The organism is Melittangium boletus DSM 14713, assembly GCF_002305855.1.
GTDB classification, from domain to species: domain Bacteria; phylum Myxococcota; class Myxococcia; order Myxococcales; family Myxococcaceae; genus Cystobacter; species Cystobacter boletus.
Window position 1 is genome coordinate 5,731,321 of sequence record NZ_CP022163.1, and the last position, 17,029, is coordinate 5,748,349.

The window sequence follows — 17,029 nt, forward strand, 5'->3', positions numbered from 1 at the left end:
AGCGGGCAGGGAGGCAAGGGCCTTGATTCCTCCTCGCCGAGCGGCCTCAGCGCGGCCCGGCCTTCCGGTTCCTCAGCGTGTCCAGCGAGAGGCGATTGAAGCGCGCCGTGCCGAGGAGCGCGGCATAGAGGGCGACGTAGATCATCTGCACGCCCAGGATTTCCCAATCGCCTCGTGCCGCGGTGCCGAAGACGAGGGCGGTCATCAACAGACCTCCCGCCGCGAGCACGGGGCGGGTCAGCAATCCAAGCAGGAGCAGCGCGCCCACGGCGGCCTCCGCGAAGGGCAGCACCAGGGCGAAGGGGCGCACCAGGGCGGACGGTATCCACGACGCCGCGAACATCTTCACCAGGTTGTCGGCGAAGGCCGAGGGGCCGCTCACCAACCGCCCCACGCCGTGCAGCAGGATGTTGAGGCCCAGCGTGACGCGCAGCAGGGCATAGCCGGCCTCGCCATCCGAGAGGCCGAGGAGCCTTCCGGTGGAGGCCTCCGCGCTGGTGGGAGTCGTGATGGAAGAGGAAGACGGGGCACTGTCGGTCAAGAGCGGTGGCATGGAACCCTCGGGAGAACGCGATCCCCCTTTTCTTGCGCCCCGGAGTGGGGATTGGGAACGTGGCCGCGAGGAACGACGCCTGTGCCCAAGCGGAAAAAACAGAGTCCCCTGCTGTTCGAAGAGGTGATGCCGCTGCATGCGTTCGTGCGGGCCGTCGAGGACGGAGGCTTTTCCGCCGCCGCGCGCCGGTTGGGCCTGACTCCCTCGGCGGTGAGCAAACAGGTGGCCCACCTGGAGGCACGGTTGGGGGCGCGTCTGCTGCGGAGGACCACGCACCACGTGAGCCTCACGGAGGCGGGCAGTGTCTTCTATCGGCACTGCCGACGGGTGCTCGCGGAGATGGAGGAGGCCGCGCTCGCGGTGACGGCGTTGGACGACCGGCCCCGGGGCCTGCTGCGCATCTCGGCCCCCTCGGTTCTGGGTGAGTTGCACGTGGGCGCCGCGGCCGTGGCCTTCCAGGAGTCCTTCCCCGACGTGCAGGTGGACCTGGATGCGAGCGATCGCGTGGTGGACCTGGTGGAGGAGGGGTTCGACCTGGCGATCCGCATCGCCGATGCGCTGGAGGACAGCACGCTCATCGTGCGGAGGCTCGTGCCCGAGGAGCGGCTGTTGTGCGCGAGCCCCCTCTATCTCCAGCAACGCGGCATCCCTCGCTCCCCGGAAGAACTGGTCGGGCACGACTGCCTCCTCTTCAAGCGGAGCCGGAGCACGGCGGAGTGGCGGTTCGTCGAGCGGGACGGGACCCGGAGTGTCCACGTCGCGGGCCACTTTCAAGCGAACAACAACGTCGTCCTCCGGCAGGCGGTGGTGCGGGGACGTGGCATCGCCAACCTCCCGCGCTACCTGGTGCTGGAGGAGTTGCGCACGGGCGCGTTGGTTCCCCTCCTCACGGAGTTCCCCGTGGCCAGCCGCGACATCTTCCTGGTGTATCCGCATCGCAAGCTCGTGCCCGCGAAGGTGCGCGCCTTCGCGGACTTCTGCGTGCGCTACTTTCGGAGCCTCCTGGGCCCTGGCCGGACCCAGGAGCATTGACGCCGTCCGAGTCACGGGCATGGAGGCAAGCGCCTCGGCTCCTCCTCGTCAGGCGACCGTGTCTTGTATATTCGTTCCCCTGGACTCGCGAAGCGGTCCACGAGTCAATCAAGGGGGGAACACCGATGCCGACGTCCACGAAGGGAAGCCCACGACAGACGAGGCCTCCGCGGAAGGCGGATGCACCCACGGGCCTGCCCCCGGGGGAGTACTTCCAGCTCGTTCCGCATGGCGCCGCGCTCGTCGTCGTGCGAGTCCGACCGGAGGAGCGCCAGAAAGCCACGAGTCCCGTCCTCACGCGCGAGGAACTTGAATCCTTTTTGCGACGCGACGCCATCCCGACGGTGTCAGGCTCCGCCTTGTCGGGGTACCTCAGTAGTTTGCACGCCCTGCCGGGCTTCGAGAGCCATGCTCCGGAATCGTTCTCCCGGAGTCCTGGAACAACTCCCTTGTCTCGAAGTGGTTGGCGGGGCGCACTCGGGGAAGTCTCGGCTCGGCGCGGAGGATGGGTGCCGCAGCAGGATCTCAACGCCCTTCACCACAATCACCCGATCTTTGACCTGCGTGATCATCGGGGTGGGTTGAATTCAGTGAAGACGAGTGTTCGTGCGGCGAACACCCGGGGAGACCCTTTCGAGACCTATCTGCGAGGCTTGAGGGACGTCATGGGCGCACGTCCCGGCACCTGGGCGGCTGCGCGCACGGCTCTCTATCCTCAACTTCCACCCGCCACGGGTGAAGCCCTGATGCTGCGCCAGGGTTACGTCTCAGTGAACGAGGAGCACGTGGAGCCGTTCCGGGAGTCCCTGCGCAATCCCGAGAACTACCGCAAGGCATCCTACCGGGAACTCGCGGACAGGGTGCTGAAGCACGAGCCGGTGCGGATTGCCGGGACGGTCTACCGTCGTTACCAGGCGCTGGAGGACACCCGGCGGGGTTCGAGCACGCCCGTGGCGGTGCGCCAGCAGGTAGAGGCCGCGCTTCGCGCCTTGCGAGAGGGCCTTGCCTGTCGAGTGCGGAGCAACGGCATCACCACACGGCATCTCGTCAACCTGGAGAGTTTCCGAAATCATGTCTCGTCCATGAATCCGCACATGACGCCCGCGGAGATCAAGAGCTGGGTCTTCCCGGAACTCTTGATGGTGGCCCGGCACGGAGGCGGCGTGCGCGGTAACGCCATTGCTTCTGGGCTCGCGGGAGGGCGTGGTGCGGCGGGTGGCGCGGTGGTGTCTGTTCTCTTCGAAGCGGGCCACCTCAAGTACGAAGGAGAGACATTACAGCTCCCACTTTTGGGGAAGGCCGCGGTGGCTGGTGGTACATCCGGGATAGTGGGTGGGGTCGCCCAAAATCTTGTCATGGCGAATGCGGGTCAATCCGCGTCGAAAAACCTCATTGGCCATGGCTTGAACTCACGGTTGGCAACTGGAGCGGGGCGAGGGCTTGGTGGGGTTGTTGCCGGAGGTTTGGCAGCGCCTGTCTTCACCACAACCGCGCTTGCGCTCGATGACGAAGAACATAGTCGTGTGGACTACCTCGCCACGGGAACCAGGGCTTTTGTATCGGGTGGTCTCAGCTCGGCCCTCGCCGCCGGTGTCGTTGGCGCCATCTGGGGGTCTGAGGTTCCACTGCTGGGAAACGCCGTGGGATTCATCATTGGTTTTGCCGGGTACTATGTCGTGGACGCCCTGACCGGTGAGATCGTGGAGGATCATGTCCGTAGAGGAGTCGAAGGCTCAACGGACGGTGGGCGTTAAGTGCTGCTGGTTTCTGGGAGATGCAGTGTGAGAAGGCCGATCGCGTTGTGGCGGATTGCATTGATCGTGTGGGTCATCTCCTTCGGGGTGCTCGCGTGTATTGAGAAGTACACCGTTTCTAAATCCGTGGCATATCCCGGAAGAATCGATTGGCTGGCGGTAGCCATCCTGTCAGGGGCGGTGGCGAGCCTGGTCGTGATGATCGTGCAGCGCATCCGGGAGCAACCAACTCCCGAGCAGCGGGCGGCCCTGGCGGCGATCTTCGAGGCGGGGCCCGGTACGCGGGGAGCAGTCGTCGTCACGCGCAACGGTGTGCCCGAGGTCATCGCGACCGTGCGCAGCAAGGAGGAGTACCTGGAACTGGCGGGCTCGGGCCAACTGCCCGAGGACCATCACGTCTACCTGCCCAGCGACGTCGTCTGAGTCCTGGCCCTCAGTCCTCCGCTTCACCCTCGAAGGGCGTGGCCAGGGGGGCCGCGTCGATGCCCAGGTTCTCGCGCAGGTAGCGTGAGAGGATTTCGCTGGAGCCGTGGGTGGCCAGCACGCGCGAGGCCCCCGTCTCCTTCGCCGTGCGCAACAGCCCCGGCCAGTCCGCGTGATCGGAGAGGACGAAGCCCCGGTCGTAACCCCGGCGGCGCCGGTTGCCGCGCACCCGCATCCAGCCCGAGGCGAAGCCCGTCTCGTGCTCGCCGAAGCGCCGCATCCACGTGGAGCCCGCCGCGCTGGGCGGTGCCAGCACGAGCGCTCCGGCGTAGGACGTGCCCTTCTCCACCTCGGACACGGGACGCGTGGGGCTCAGGGTCACCCCGGCCTCGCGGTAGACCTCCACGAGCGCATGCGTGGCGCCGTGCACGAACACCTCCCGGTCGGTGATGCGCGCCAGCTCCGCGAGCAGCCGCTGCGCCTTGCCCAGCGCGTAGCAGAAGAGCACCGAGGCCCGGCCCGCCTCGCGGTTGGTGTCCCACCAGCGCAGCACTTCCTCGGCGATGAGCCGCGTGTCGTCCCAGCGGTAGATGGGCAGCCCGAAGGTGGCCTCGGTGATGAAGGTGTCGCACGGCACGACCTCGAAGGGCTCGCACGTGGGATCCGGGTCGCGCTTGTAGTCGCCGGAGACCACCCAGACCTCGCCCTTGTACTCGAGCCGGATCTGCGCGCTGCCCAGCACGTGGCCCGCCGGGTGGAAGCTGACCGTCACGCCGCCGATGGTGAGGCATTCGCCGTAGTCGAGCGTGGTGATGTCCGCGTCCGCGCCCAGGCGCTTGCGCAGGAGTCCCTGGGACGGTTTCGTGCCCAGGTACTGCTGGCTGCCCCAGCGGGCATGGTCTCCGTGCGCGTGGGTGACGAGGGTGCGCGGCACGGGACGCCACGCATCGATGTGGAAGTCCCCCTGTGCGCAGTACAACCCCTCGGGCGTCACGGACACGAGGGGCGGCCTTCGGGTCGACGTGGACACGTTCATGTCTCGCCTGCTCGGTGGTGGGCCGTTACTTCTTCTTCTTGGGCTTGCCCCGGCCGCCGTACTTCTCGTACTCGCTGGACAGACCGGTCTCGAGGCCCCGGTTGCTCCAGGGGTTGTTCACCTCGGAGCGCTGGCCGCCGTTCTGGCCCGTGATGTCGTTGAGTTCCTCGGCCCGGCCCTCGGCGGGGACCCGGTCGCCGTGTTCCTCCGGATCCTTCTGCTTGGCGGGATCCAGGGGGATGCCCATGGAGCGCTTCAAGTAGTCTTTGGGGTCCATGCTGTCACTCCCTCGATGAGAACCGCCCGCGACTCCAGGAGCGGAGCCGCGAGTTCCCTGAAGGTGTGCATGGAAATGCCTGGGTGCCGGACTCTTCCCCGCCCCGGCGGCGGCAAGGAGGGCAGGCGAGGAGCCAGACGGTCCCTCACTGTTGGACGGGCTCGTTCTTCCACAGGGCGAAGCCGCCCAGCAGGCCCGCGACGTTGTCGGTGACCGTCGTGTTCTTGGGCAGTGTGAAGTCCAGGAGCCGGGCGTTGCCTCCGCCCACGTAGATCTTCCGGGGGTTCCAGATGGGTTGGATCTGATCGAGCACCTTCCGCACGTGCTTGTTCCACTTCTTCTTGCCCACACGCTCCAGCGCGGCCTGGCCCACGTAGTCCTCGTAGGTCTTCTTGCCTTGGAGCGGATGGTGGGCGAGCTCCAGGTTGGGCACGTACTTGCCATCCACGTAGAGCGCGCAGCCCATGCCGGTGCCCAGGGTGAGCACCATCTCCACGCCGCGCCCCTCGATGACGCCGAAGCCCTGGACGCCCGCGTCGTTGAGCACGCGCACCGGGCGGCGCGTCAGCTTGTGCAGGGCTCCCTCCAGGTCGAAGCCCGCCCAGTCGGGGTGCAGGTTCGGCGCGGTCCGGGTCACGCCTTCCTCCACGACGCCGGGAAATCCCACGGAGACCCGCTCGAAGCCTCCCAGGGGTTGGATGAGCTTCTCGAGCGCGCTCAGGACGGACTTGGGCGTGGCGGGTCGCGGGGTCTTCACCCGTTGCCGCTCGTCGAGCGCCTTGCCTTGGGGATCGAGGACGAGTGCCTTGAGCCCCGAGCCTCCGATGTCGATGGCCAGCGTGCGGGGCTTGGTGGCGCGGGTCTCGCGGGCGGTCTTCTTCCGGGGGCTCGGCTCGGGTGTGGCTTGCTTGGGCATCCAGGCCTCCAACGTGAGGGCGCCAGTGTAGGGCCTCGCGAGGCGGGGCAAGGGGGGGACTGTTGGGCGGGGAGCGCTCCTTGTGCGCGAGATGACAAGAAGGGGCACTCCCCCGCTGCCCGAGCCTAGACTGCCGCCCTTTTTCGGGAGGCCCCATGAATCGGATGCTCGGCGGTGTGATGGTGTGTTGGGTGCTATTGGCGCCCGTGGTGCTCCATGCGCAGGAGGCCCGCACCCCGGATGGGGACGCGGCCACGCACGAGGCCTTGCGCGCGCTCAAGAACGACATGGAACAGGCGCTCAACGCGCAGGACCTGGACCGGCTGCTCTCGCACCTGCACCCGGACGTGGTCTTCACCACCATGAACAACGACGTGCGCGTGGGCAAGGACGCCATCCGCGCCTACTACGAGAAGATGCGCACGGGGCCGGACCGCGTGGTGGAGAAGCTGACCGCGAAGTTCGAGGTGGATGACCTGACGCGCCTGTATGGCGAGACGGGCCTCGCGCAGGGCTCCTCCACGGATCACTACGTGCTCACGGATGGCTCGGACCTCGTCGTCCATGGCCGTTGGAGCTGCGCCCTGGTGAAGCAGGGCGACCAGTGGCTCATCGCCTCCTTCCACTACTCCACCAACGTGTTCGACAACCCCGTGCTCGACTTGGTGAAGAAGAAGGCGGCGACCTTTGGAGGCGTCGGCGGAGCGGCGCTGTTGCTCGTGGGCCTGGTGGTGGGCCGGGTCACGGGGCGCCGGAAGGCCACGGCGGCGTGACGCGTCCGGAAGCGCGCAGGAACGGCATGCGCCGGGGCAGCCGCTTCGCCCAGAAGCTCTCGATGGAGCGGTGGAACAGCCGGAGCAGGGCCAGGCCGGAGCGCCCCTCGAGCGCCGACAGTTGTCCGCGCGCCTCGTCGAGCAGGCTCCTCGCGCGGTGGTGCTCGGCCATCAACCACGCCCGTCCCGCCGCCGAGCCCACCAGGGAGTCGTAGCGCCACGGCTCCGCGCCCTCGGCTCGCACCGCCAGGGCCACCTCGGCGGGGACGTTGAAGAGGCCCTTGTCCAGGTCCTCGCGCAGGTCTCGCATCGCCGAGCACCAGCCGAACGCGTCGAGCAGGGCGGGGCTGTCCAGGGCGCGGACCTCGGCCCGGGCCGTGTGCAGCATCAGGCCGACGGACAGCTCGAAGGTCTCCCGGTGGTGGGCGCGCAGCGCCGCCGCGTCGAGTTCCCGGCGTTCGCGCACGCGCTCGCGGTCTCGCCGCATGGTGCGCACCAGCCGCAGCGCCTCGGCTCTCGCGCCGTCGTCCCGGAGCTCCGCGAGGAACCACCGGCCCAGGGTGGCCGCCACGTCCTCCCCTGTCTCGCCTCCGCGTTCCAGTCGCGCGAGCAGGGCGTCCACCCAGTCGAGGGGTTCTTCCGTGATGGGCCGGTCCCCGTCCAGCACGTCGTCCACGAGCTGGAGGAAGCAGAACCCCGTGCGGGCCACGCGGGTGGTGCGCCAGTCCGTCAGCGCGTAGCGATAGAGCACCAGGGCGGGCAGGGCATAGCGCGGGTTCCGACGCGAGAAGCGGACCATCTCCCGGGCGCAGAGGCCTTCCACGCGCAGGGCCTCGAGCATGTCCTCACGCCGGGTGAGGGGCGCCACGGCGCGCCACGTGCCCCAGGCGAGGAGCGCTCCCGCGAGCACGTCCACCACGTGGTGCTCGTGGATGAGCAGGGTGGAGGCCGCGATGGCCGTGGCCCACAGGGTGAAGCCCGCTCGCGCGAGCCCGCCTCCCCGTTCGCCATAGGCGAGGGCCGCCGTGCACGCGAACGCCACATGGAGCGACGGCAGGTAGTTGCGCTCCAGGTTCATCGTGTCGGCCAGGAGGAACACGAAGGCGGAGTCGCCGCTCACCTCGCGCGCGGGCCAGGCCACCTCGACGGGGAGGAGCAGGAAGCACCCCGCGCCCAGCACCGTCTCCAGCGCGAGCGCTGACACGAAGGGCACCATGTCGCGCCACGTGCGCAGGATGAACAGCGACAGGAGCAGCAGCACATCCATGCTCACGTAGACGGCCGCCCAGGCCGGCACGAAGGGAATGTGGCGCTCGAAGGGCAGGTCCACGCGCAGGCCGCCCGGGTAGAAGCCCGTCACCCAGCTCGCGCCGCCGTAGACGAGCAGGAAGAAGAGGGTGAAGCCCGTGGCCATGGCGCCCGTGAGGAGCGCTTCCTCCCGCCGGGGGAGTCCGAAGAGGGGAGGGCGGCTCATCGTTCCTCGGGGGTGACGGGGAGGGGCCGGGGCCCTCGCCACATGGACAGCCACACGCGGGAGAACGAGGGCCGGGGTGCCTCTGGGTCCACGTAGCGGCCCAGGTAGAGCCAGGGCACGCGCGGGTGACGGTGGTGGGCGCGGTGGTAGTGGTAGTTAAGGAAGAGCCAGCGCACGGGGGCACTGACGCGCAGGTCCCACGCGCCCTCGTGCACATCCAGGGGAGACCAGGCGTGGTCCGCGTATTGGAGCGAGCTCCAGTTGAGCGCGAAGGCCGCGTAGCACAGCGCCCACCCGGACGCGGTGAGGCCCAGTCCCCACACGAGCCCCGCCTGCACGCCGAGCGTCAGCAGCGCCTCGGCCCGGAGCGTGGCGCGGGGCAGGTGCTCCACCCGGGCGAGGTAGCTCTCCGCGCCGGTCTGCTCGCCATAGCGGGTGCCCTTGCCCTGGAGGTGTTTCGCCAGGCCCGGGAAGAGGGCGAAGGCGGCGGCGCCCACCGGTACGAAGGCCCAGTAGAGCCCGGTGAGGATGGAGTACCACTGCGCGTGCTTGAGGAAGCGGTTGTCGCCGGGTTGCAGGTAGTCGAAGCGCTCGCGCCGGGTGCGGTTGTCGCGGTGGTGGGTGAGGTGGAAGGCGCGTTGCAGGGTGTAGGCCGTGGGAAAGAAGGCCGCCGCGAGGCGCCCCATGCCGTCGTTGACGCGCCGCGAGGGGTGGAGCACGCCGTGGGTCGCCTCGTGCAGGAGCGAGAAGACGGTGTTGTTCACATAGGAGAACACGACGGCGGCCAGCAGCCGCGCGGGCAGGGCCTCCGCGTGGGAGGCGAGCCAGAGGCACCCCGCGCATCCCAGGAGGGCGGCGGCGAGGAGCACGGCGTTGAGGGTGGCCGGAATGGGCGTGTCCTCATGCGTGCGCGTCATCGGGGTCCTCCGGCAGTTGGGCGGCGAAGTCGAGGAGCTGGCGCAGCACGGGGTCCTCGCGGGCGGCGGCGGGTTGGAAGCGCATTCCCTCGAGCACGGACAGGTCCCTGTGCAGGAACGAGGTGTAGAGCCACCGCGACAGGGCGAGCCGCGCCCGGGTGAGTCCTGGGAGGGGACTCGGGGGCGAGGCGAACGACAGCAGCACGGAGGTGCCCTCGGGGCCTGGACGGAAGCCGGCGAGCAGGGCGCTCCGGGTCCGGCCGAGGTCGCTCTCCACCGACAGCAGGGTGCCTCCGTACAGGGTCAGGGTGACGCGGATGTGGTCTCCCGACAGCGCCTTCATCATCCGATCCGCGAGCGCCGTGCCCGTGACGCGCGAGACGAAGTGCAGCCGCAGGGTGAAGGCGTCCGGCCGCTCGACGCTCGGCGGCTCCCTCAGCTCGCGCAGGTGCACGGTGCGCAAGTGCTCGATGTCGAAGGCGTTGGCCACGACGGGCAGCCACGTGCATGCCTTCACCGTCACGGGAGGCGCGGCGCGCCAGCGCAGCTCCGGGGTGCCCACCTGGGGCGGGGGAAAGAGCACCACGGGCCCGTTGAACACCAGCAGGGTGCCGTGGCGCTCCACCACGGGGAAGGCGCGCTGGGTGGGCCGCCGCGCGTGCTCGGGCCAGCCCGGGGCCTCGCGGCAGGTGCCGCTGCCATCGAAGCACAGGTGGTGCAGCGGACAGCGCAGGTGTTCACCGATGACGGTGCCTCGCGCCAGGTGCGCTCCCAGGTGGGGGCAATGGGCCGAGAGCGCCTGCGCCTGGCCCGTCCGGGTCCGGAAGAGCACCAGCTCCCGCCCACCCAGGTTCCACTCCCGCACCTGTCCGGGCCGCAGCGCTTCCGAGGGACAGGCGGCGTACCAGGAGCGGAGCCGGACGGGTTCCAGGTGACGCGAGGGTTGTGCCGATGCCGCTCCATTGACCGCCATGACACGGACCCTAGCGGATGCCTCGGTGGGTGGTCATCCCGGGGTCTTCGTGCTAGGGCTTGCGCCCTCTCATGGCACGTACGACGACAATCGAGCTGCACAAAGAAGACATGAAGTTCGCCGCCGGGCACTTCACCATCTTCTCCGCCACGCATCGCGAGAACCTGCATGGCCACAACTTCGCCGTCTTCGTCTCGCTGACGGGCGAGGTGCTCGCGGATGGCATGCTCGCGGACTACGACATCTTCAAGGGCGCCGCGCTCAAGCAGTGCCGCGCCTGGAACGAGACGTTCATGCTCCCCGGCAACTCCCGGCACCTGCACGTGGAGAAGGATGCGCGGGGGGACGTGCTCGCGCGCTTCAATGGCGAGGAGCTGCGCTTCCTCGCGCGCGACGTGACGATCCTGCCCGCGGAGAACGTGTCGCTCGAGGAGCTGGCGCGGCTCTTCGGCGAGGGACTGGTGGGGGATGGCGGGAGCTTCCGCGCCAACCGCATCTCCCATGTGGTGGTGAAGATTTCCTCGGAGCCGGGCCAGTGGTGCTCGTGGGAGTGGAGGGATCATGGCTGATTGGGCGATCATCACCGGAGCGAGCCGGGGCATCGGCCGGGAAGCGGCCGCGCGTTTCCGCCGGGAGGGCTGGAACGTGATGAACATCTCGCGCCAGCCGTGCCCGGTGCCGGACGTGCTCAACCTGACCGTGGACCTCGCCGTGCCGGGCTGGGAGGCTCGCGTGGGTCAGGTCCTGGGCGAGTCCCTGGGGCGTGCTCCGGGCCGGGTGTGCCTCGTGCACAACGCGGCCTTGTATGGACATGACGACGCGCTGTCGCTCTCCGGAGAGCACCTGCGGCGCGTCCTGGAGGTCAACATCGTCGCCCCCGCGTTGCTCAACGCGCTCGTGCGCGGCTACCTCACGGACGGCTCCTCCATCCTCTATGTGGGCTCCACCCTGTCGGAGAAGGCCGTCCGGGGCGCGGCGTCCTACGTGACGTCCAAGCACGCGCTCGTCGGCCTCATGCGCTCCACGTGTCAGGATCTCGCGGGCACGCGGGTGCACACCGTCTGCATCTGCCCCGGATTCACGGACACGGAGATGATGCGGGAGAGCGTCGGGGCGAGCGAGGCGGCGCGGGCGAGCACCGCGGCGAGGCAGACCTTTGGCCGGCTCATCGCCCCCGAGGAGATCGCGGACGTGCTCCTGTACTGCGCCCAGACTCCCGTGATGAACGGCGCGGTGCTCCACGCGAACCTGGGGCAGATCGAGACCTGAGCGGCGTCAGGTTCCGGCGGCGAAGACGGTGCACGACGACGTGCACGTCTCGGCGACCCGGACCTTGGACACCTGCGTGCCAGGGATGTGGATGCGCTCGAAGACCCAGGCGGCGAGCAGCTCGCTCGTGGGGTTCTCCAGCCCGGGCACCTCGTTGAGCAGGCGGTGGTCGAGCTGGGCCTGGAGCGGCTGCCAGGCCGCCGTGAGCTCGGCGAAGTCGACGACCCAGCCGAGCTTCGGATCCACGGGACCGCGCAAGGTGACTTCGATGCGGTAGCTGTGCCCATGCACCCGCGAGCACTTGTGGCCGGGAGGGACGTGGGGAAGGCGGTGGGCGGCCTCGAAGGTGAACTCCCTCGAGATCTCGGTGATGAGGGGGGGCTTTCCGGGGGTGACAGGCTCCATGCGGGCGGGCTTGTAACGTCATTCCGTCATGGGCGTCGAGCGAAGCGCCTCCCCCTCGCTCGTGCCTGTACGCCGGGAGAGGACACGGCTACACTCGGGTTGACGCACGGCGTCGTGTGTCCCCGGGCCCCGCCATCCCGGGCAGCGGAGACCCACACCACTGATGAGACAACTACCGCACGACCCGGGCCTCTTCGCCGGTTACGGACTCATGCCGGGGAGCTTCGACGAGCTGATCGGCGCCGATGGTGTGCCCCGGCCGGATTTCCAGCGGCTGCTGGCGCTGTTGGGCACGCGAGTTCCGGAAGACTTCTCGCGCATGCAGGCGCTGGCGGAGCGGGCCCTGCTCAACCAGGGCGTGACCTTCTCCGTGTACTCGGACCAGCGCGGCACCGAGCGCATCTTCCCCTTCTGTCTCATCCCCCGCCTCGTGTCGGCGTCGGACTGGGCGCACATGGAGCGGGGGCTCGAGCAGCGCATCCGGGCGTTGGGGCTCTTCCTGGATGACGTCTACGGCCCGCAGCGCCTGTTCTCCGAGCGCCCCGAGCTGCGCGACATCATCCTCAACACGGCGCTCTATCTGCCCCGGCTGCGGGGGATCCGCCCCGCGGGGGGCGTGCGCATCCACATCGCGGGCATCGACCTCATCCGGGATGGCCGGGGCACCTACCGGGTGCTGGAGGACAACCTGCGCACGCCCTCGGGGGTGTCCTACGTCATGGAGGGCCGCATCCTCTCCAAGCGCGTGGTGCCCGACGTGCTGGAGCTGGCGCGGGTGCGCCGCGTGGACCACTACCCGGCCCGGCTCGCCGAGACGCTGCGCTCGGTGTCCCCCGAGTCGCCCGAGCACTCCACGGTCGTCATCCTCACGCCCGGTCCGTACAACTCCGCCTACTTCGAGCACAGCTTCCTGGCGCGCACCATGGGCGTGCCGCTCGTGCATGGCGAGGACCTGTTCGTGGACGACGACCGCGTCTTCCTGCGCACCACGCGGGGGCCTCGCCGCGTGCACGTCATCTACCGGCGCATCGACGATGCCTTCCTGGATCCCGAGTCCTTCCGTCCGGACAGCATGCTGGGGGTGCGAGGCCTCCTGCGTGCGTGGGCGGCGGGCAACGTCACGCTGGCCAACGCGCCGGGCAACGGCGTGGCGGATGACAAGGCGACGTACGCCTTCGTGCCGGACTTCATCCGCTACTACCTGGGCGAGCAGCCCATCCTGGAGCAGGTGCCCACCTACGTGTGCGCCCGCGAGGAGGACCAGCGCTACGTGCTCGAGCACCTGGAGGAACTGGTGGTGAAGACGGTGGATGAGGCGGGGGGCTACGGCATGTTGATGGGCCCCCAGTCCACCCGGGAGGAGCGCGAGGACTTCCGTCAGCGCATCCTCGCCCACCCCCGGCGCTACATCGCCCAGCCCCGCGTGGAGCTGTCCACGTGCCCCACCTGGGACGCGGCCTCGCGCACGGTGGTGCCGCGCCGGGTGGATCTGCGGCCCTACATCCTCACCAGTCCGCAGGGGCCCTGGGTGCTGCCCGGAGGCCTCAGCCGCGTGGCCCTTCGCGCCGGCTCCTACGTCGTCAACTCCAGTCAGGGGGGCGGCTCCAAGGACACCTGGGTGCAGAAGGAGGCGGTATGATCGCCCGCATCGCGGAGAACTGTTTCTGGCTGGGCCGCTACCTGGAGCGCGCGGAGAGCACCGCCCGGGTGTTGCAGATGACGGGACAGCTCGCGCTGGACGCGGAGTTGTCCGCCGAGCACCTCTGGACGCCCGTGCTGGCCATCTTCGGCGAGCGCCGCGCCTTCACCGAGCGGCGGGGCGTCGAGCGGGAGGCGGACGCCGAGGACGTGCAGCGCTTCATGACCTGGGAGGAGACGAACACCTCCAGCCTGCTCAACACCCTCTCGGCGGCCCGCGAGGCCGCGCGCACCATCCGCGAGGTGGTGAGCAAGGAGTGCTGGGAGGTGACCAACGAGCTGTACCTGTGGCTCCTGGGCGACGCGGGCCGCGAGGAGTATGAGCACTCGCGCTACGGCTTCTTCCAGCACATCCGCCGGATGGTGCAGCTATGCCTGGGGTTGTTCCGCAGCACCATGCTGCATGACACGCCCCTGGACTTCATCTGGCTGGGGGTGATGCTCGAGCGCGTGGGCCAGACGGCGCGCCTGCTGGATGTGCACCACCATGTCTTCTCCGGCATGCACCCCGGCCACCCCGTGGTGGAGACGGCGCTGTGGCTGTCCCTCCTGCGCGCGTGCTCGGGCTTCGAGCCCTTCATGAAGAGCCATTCGGGCCGGGTGACCGGGGACGCGGTGGCGTCCTTCCTCCTCTTCGAATCCCGCTTTCCCCGCTCGGTGCACTACTGCCTGGACTCCGCGTACCGCTACCTCGTGCGGCTCTGTCCGCCCGACGCGGACGCACAGCTGCCGGGCAGGCGGACGCTCGCGCTGGCCCTCCCCCTGCTGGCGGAGCTGCGGCCCCAGGCCCTCGCGAGCCCGGACGCCACCGTCCACGCCCTGCTCACCCGCATGGTGGAGGGGACGGCCGAGCTGTGCTCCCTCATCTCCGAGGAGTATTTCGGCCGAAGCGCGGCATCCGCGCCTCAAGTGCTGGGAACCCAGGTGATGGCTGGATAGATTCGCGGTCCACATGCTCAACCTGCTCGCGCTGTCCTTCGAAGGAGAGCTCGCCCCCAGCCTCGACCTGCGTTGCCTGTCCCCGGGCCGCAAGCCGCCCGATGGCTGGGGCGTGGGCTACTACCCGGGGGGCGAGTTCGCCGCCACGCTGCTCAAGGAGGCCGCGCCCCACCCGGGCAGCATCCGCAGCGAACTGGTCAGGACGTGGGAGCCGCTGGAGTCCTCCATCTTCCTGCTGCACCTGCGCGCGGCCACCTGGGGGCCCATCACCGAGGCCAACACCCAGCCCTTCTGCCGCAGCGCGTGGGGCCGTGACTGGCTGCTCACGCACAGCGGCAGCCTGGAGCAGCGCCTGAGCATCCCCCCGGGCGCCAACTTCGTGCCCGTGGGCTCCACGGACTCCGAGGCCCTGTTCTGCCGCCTGCTGGAGTGGTTGCGCGAGCAGGGCTGGCACAGCCTCGGGGCGGCGGATCCCGCCCGGTTGCGCGGCTGGCTCGAGGAGATGAACGGTCTGGGCCCCCTCACGCTCGTCATCTCGGACGGGCAGGACCTGTGCGTCTACGCGGATCGGACCGCCGCCACCCAGTGCTGGGTGTTGCAGGTGTCTCCGCCCTATGAGCGGCTCATCCTCGGTGACGAGGACATGGAGTTGGACCTCACCAAACGGGGCGCCAAGAGCCGCAAGGGATTCATCGTCAGCACCCAGCCCCTGGCCTCGCGCACCGAGGTGCCCGCCCAGTGGAAGCAGCTCGCCCCGGGTTCGCTCCTGGTCATGCGTCAGGGCGCCCTTCGCGCCGAGGTGCGGCCGCCCTGGTCCCAGGAGGCGGGCGCTCCCCCGTCCTCCATGGTCACCGAGTTCGAGGCCCGCAAGCGCCTGCGCCGCCCGCCCGTGGCCCCCGTGCGGATCATGGACGTGGTCCACCGCACCGTGTACCGCTACGACAAGCCCGTGGAGCGCAGCGCGCACAAGCTGCGGCTCACGCCCGTGCATGATCGCTTGCAGTCCCTGCTCTCCCACGAGGTGAAGCTGTCCTCGGGCGTGACGCGGGCCGAGTACGAGGACGTCTTCGGCAACCGGGTCCGCAAGGTGCTCGTGGAGACGCCCTACACGGAGCTCATCCTGGAGGCCCGCTCCCGCGTGGAGCTCCGGGACACGGATCCCCTTGGCTACCGCCCCTTGCACGAGCGCTCCACGTTGCCGCTCGTGTGGATGCCCTGGCAGCGCAACATGCTCCAGCCCTACCTGCTGCCCCCGGAGCTGCCGGACACCCAGTTGGACGAGCTGGTCGAATACGCGATGAGCTTCGCGCGCCGCAACGACTTCGATCTGCTGGACACGCTGCTGGACATGAACTTCAGCATCTTCAAGGAGTACCGCTACGTCCAGGGCTCCACCACGCTGAGCACCACGCCCTTCGACGTGTACTCGGAACGCCAGGGCGTGTGTCAGGACTTCGCCAACGTCTTCATCTGCCTGGCGCGCCTGCTGGGCGTGCCCGCGCGCTACACGTGCGGCTACATCTACACCGGGCCCAAGCACGCCAATCAGGCGCAGGCCGAGGCCTCGCATGCCTGGGTCCAGGTGTATCTGCCCGAGGTGGGATGGAAGGGGTTCGATCCCACCAACGGCATCCTCACCCAGACGGACCACGTGCGCGTGGCCGTGGGCCGTCAGTACACGGACACCACGCCCACCGCCGGCACCATCTTCCTGGGCGGCGGGCGCGAGAAGCTGGAGGTCTCCGTGCGCTGCGAGCCGGTGGAAGGCTGACGGCGCGGGCTCAGTACCACTCGCGCAGGCGCACCTCGACGCCCGCGTCCGTGCCCACCCACCGGCTGAACTCGGCGAGGTCGCTGTCCCGGAAGTGGTAGGGGTAGACGATGGTGGGTTTGAACTCGCGCACCGCGTCCGCCGCCTGTTGCACCGTCATGGTGTAGGGCAGGTTCATGGGCAGGAAGGCGACGTCGATGCCGCGCAGGGCCCGCATCTCGGGGATGTCCTCGGTGTCTCCCGCGATGTAGACGCGCCGATCCCCGGTGGTCAGCAGGTAGCCGTTGCCCCGGCCCTTCGTGTGAAAGTTCACCCGCTCCGGCGTGGTGTTGTACATGGGCCTGGCCTCGATGATGAGGTCTTCCACGTTCGTCGTCGCGTCATTGGCGAGCACCCGCGTGACGGCCTGGAGCGCGGGCGGCAGTGCGTCGTACACGGCCTGGGGGGCGATGATGAGGGTGTGGTTCGGAATCGCGAGCGCCGTCAGGGTCTCCGCGCTCAGGTGATCCGCGTGGACGTCCGTCACGAGGATCACGTTGGCGGCGGGCAGGCCCGCGAAGCGCGCGGCGTCTCCCACCGGATCGACGTAGATCGTCTTGCTCGACCACCCCAGGGCGAGCGTGGCGTGGTTGATGGGATGGATGATCAGGTTGCCGAAGTTCGTCTTGATGCGGTCTCCCGGGAGGTTCACGTCCGGGGGCGGGGAGGGCGGTGCGGGAGGAGGATCGAAGAGATCGGCCGGGATGCAGGCGGACGACAGGCAGAGCGCGGCCGCCGTGGCGGTGAACAGACGGAGCAGGTGCATGGGATTCCTTGGCT

The 17,029-nt window shown here is 69.1% G+C and carries 18 protein-coding genes; 9 read left to right on the top strand and 9 right to left on the bottom strand.

What is annotated here, in order from left to right; genetic code table 11:
- Window positions 1-46 precede the first annotated feature (46 nt).
- Window positions 47-553, bottom strand: a complete 507-nt coding sequence (locus MEBOL_RS24020) for a MauE/DoxX family redox-associated membrane protein (RefSeq protein ID WP_245918791.1) — start codon at window positions 551-553, stop codon at window positions 47-49.
- A gap of 81 nt (window positions 554-634) precedes the next feature.
- Here MEBOL_RS24020 and MEBOL_RS24025 point away from each other — a divergent pair, with 81 nt between their 5' ends.
- The 3 genes from MEBOL_RS24025 (at window position 635) to MEBOL_RS24035 (ending at window position 3,762) form a co-directional block, all read left to right on the top strand.
- The gene (locus MEBOL_RS24025) at window positions 635-1,585 is read left to right on the top strand and encodes a LysR family transcriptional regulator (RefSeq protein ID WP_095979641.1); all 951 of its coding nucleotides are present in this window, start codon (window positions 635-637) and stop codon (window positions 1,583-1,585) included.
- 509 nt (window positions 1,586-2,094) lie between these two features.
- Window positions 2,095-3,339 (top strand): hypothetical protein, encoded by a 1,245-nt coding sequence (locus MEBOL_RS24030; protein ID WP_157775424.1) that lies wholly within the window; start codon window positions 2,095-2,097, stop codon window positions 3,337-3,339.
- A 27-nt stretch (window positions 3,340-3,366) separates the two neighbouring features.
- Window positions 3,367-3,762 carry a hypothetical protein gene (locus tag MEBOL_RS24035; RefSeq protein ID WP_095979643.1) on the top strand — a complete coding sequence of 132 codons (396 nt, stop codon included), beginning with the start codon at window positions 3,367-3,369 and terminating at the stop codon, window positions 3,760-3,762.
- A 10-nt stretch (window positions 3,763-3,772) separates the two neighbouring features.
- On the opposite strand, the gene MEBOL_RS24040 is transcribed toward MEBOL_RS24035, so the two are convergent.
- From MEBOL_RS24040 to MEBOL_RS24050, 3 genes are all read right to left on the bottom strand, one after another.
- On the bottom strand, window positions 3,773-4,798 hold the full coding sequence (locus MEBOL_RS24040; protein ID WP_095979644.1) for a ligase-associated DNA damage response exonuclease: 1,026 nt from the start codon (window positions 4,796-4,798) through the stop codon (window positions 3,773-3,775).
- Between the two features lie 25 nt (window positions 4,799-4,823).
- On the bottom strand, window positions 4,824-5,075 hold the full coding sequence (locus MEBOL_RS24045) for a hypothetical protein (protein ID WP_095979645.1): 252 nt from the start codon (window positions 5,073-5,075) through the stop codon (window positions 4,824-4,826).
- 145 nt (window positions 5,076-5,220) lie between these two features.
- Window positions 5,221-5,991, bottom strand: coding sequence for an ROK family protein (locus MEBOL_RS24050; RefSeq protein ID WP_095979646.1), 771 nt, complete (start codon window positions 5,989-5,991; stop codon window positions 5,221-5,223).
- A gap of 155 nt (window positions 5,992-6,146) precedes the next feature.
- Between MEBOL_RS24050 and MEBOL_RS24055 the strand changes: the two genes are divergently transcribed.
- Window positions 6,147-6,764 carry an SgcJ/EcaC family oxidoreductase gene (locus MEBOL_RS24055; protein WP_095979647.1) on the top strand — a complete coding sequence of 206 codons (618 nt, stop codon included), beginning with the start codon at window positions 6,147-6,149 and terminating at the stop codon, window positions 6,762-6,764.
- Here MEBOL_RS24055 and MEBOL_RS24060 read toward each other — a convergent pair.
- From MEBOL_RS24060 to MEBOL_RS24070, 3 genes are read right to left on the bottom strand one after another with little or no spacing between them, the layout of a single operon-like run.
- On the bottom strand, window positions 6,733-8,238 hold the full coding sequence (locus MEBOL_RS24060; RefSeq protein ID WP_095979648.1) for a phosphatase PAP2 family protein: 1,506 nt from the start codon (window positions 8,236-8,238) through the stop codon (window positions 6,733-6,735). The genes MEBOL_RS24055 and MEBOL_RS24060 overlap by 32 nt on opposite strands.
- Window positions 8,235-9,155 (bottom strand): fatty acid desaturase, encoded by a 921-nt coding sequence (locus tag MEBOL_RS24065; protein ID WP_095979649.1) that lies wholly within the window; start codon window positions 9,153-9,155, stop codon window positions 8,235-8,237. Before MEBOL_RS24065 ends, MEBOL_RS24060 begins: the two co-directional genes overlap by 4 nt.
- Complete coding sequence (locus MEBOL_RS24070) at window positions 9,139-10,128, bottom strand: Rieske 2Fe-2S domain-containing protein (protein ID WP_095979650.1); 990 nt, start codon at window positions 10,126-10,128, stop codon at window positions 9,139-9,141. The genes MEBOL_RS24065 and MEBOL_RS24070 overlap by 17 nt, the downstream gene beginning before the upstream one ends.
- 110 nt (window positions 10,129-10,238) lie before the next feature.
- On the opposite strand from MEBOL_RS24070, the gene MEBOL_RS24075 reads away from it, so the two are divergent.
- Window positions 10,239-10,697 carry a 6-pyruvoyl trahydropterin synthase family protein gene (locus MEBOL_RS24075; protein WP_245918793.1) on the top strand — a complete coding sequence of 153 codons (459 nt, stop codon included), beginning with the start codon at window positions 10,239-10,241 and terminating at the stop codon, window positions 10,695-10,697.
- A complete protein-coding gene (locus MEBOL_RS24080) occupies window positions 10,690-11,397 on the top strand; it encodes an SDR family NAD(P)-dependent oxidoreductase (RefSeq protein WP_095979652.1) in 708 nt (235 codons plus the stop codon). Before MEBOL_RS24075 ends, MEBOL_RS24080 begins: the two co-directional genes overlap by 8 nt.
- A 6-nt stretch (window positions 11,398-11,403) precedes the next feature.
- Here the strand turns inward: MEBOL_RS24080 and queD are convergent, their stop codons facing one another.
- Window positions 11,404-11,802 (bottom strand): 6-carboxytetrahydropterin synthase QueD, encoded by a 399-nt coding sequence (gene queD, locus MEBOL_RS24085; protein ID WP_095979653.1) that lies wholly within the window; start codon window positions 11,800-11,802, stop codon window positions 11,404-11,406.
- Window positions 11,803-11,965: 163 nt separating this feature from the next.
- Here queD and MEBOL_RS24090 point away from each other — a divergent pair, with 163 nt between their 5' ends.
- Genes MEBOL_RS24090 through MEBOL_RS24100 form a run of 3 tightly spaced genes read left to right on the top strand, consistent with a single transcriptional unit; the run spans window position 11,966 to window position 16,210 of the window.
- Window positions 11,966-13,441, top strand: coding sequence for a circularly permuted type 2 ATP-grasp protein (locus MEBOL_RS24090; RefSeq protein WP_095979654.1), 1,476 nt, complete (start codon window positions 11,966-11,968; stop codon window positions 13,439-13,441).
- Window positions 13,438-14,439, top strand: coding sequence for an alpha-E domain-containing protein (locus tag MEBOL_RS24095; RefSeq protein WP_095979655.1), 1,002 nt, complete (start codon window positions 13,438-13,440; stop codon window positions 14,437-14,439). The genes MEBOL_RS24090 and MEBOL_RS24095 overlap by 4 nt, the downstream gene beginning before the upstream one ends.
- 13 nt (window positions 14,440-14,452) lie before the next feature.
- Window positions 14,453-16,210: a class II glutamine amidotransferase gene (locus MEBOL_RS24100; RefSeq protein ID WP_095979656.1), complete on the top strand. Its 1,758-nt coding sequence runs from the start codon at window positions 14,453-14,455 to the stop codon at window positions 16,208-16,210.
- Window positions 16,211-16,220: 10 nt separating this feature from the next.
- Here the strand turns inward: MEBOL_RS24100 and MEBOL_RS24105 are convergent, their stop codons facing one another.
- On the bottom strand, window positions 16,221-17,015 hold the full coding sequence (locus tag MEBOL_RS24105) for an MBL fold metallo-hydrolase (RefSeq protein WP_095979657.1): 795 nt from the start codon (window positions 17,013-17,015) through the stop codon (window positions 16,221-16,223).
- Window positions 17,016-17,029 lie beyond the last annotated feature (14 nt).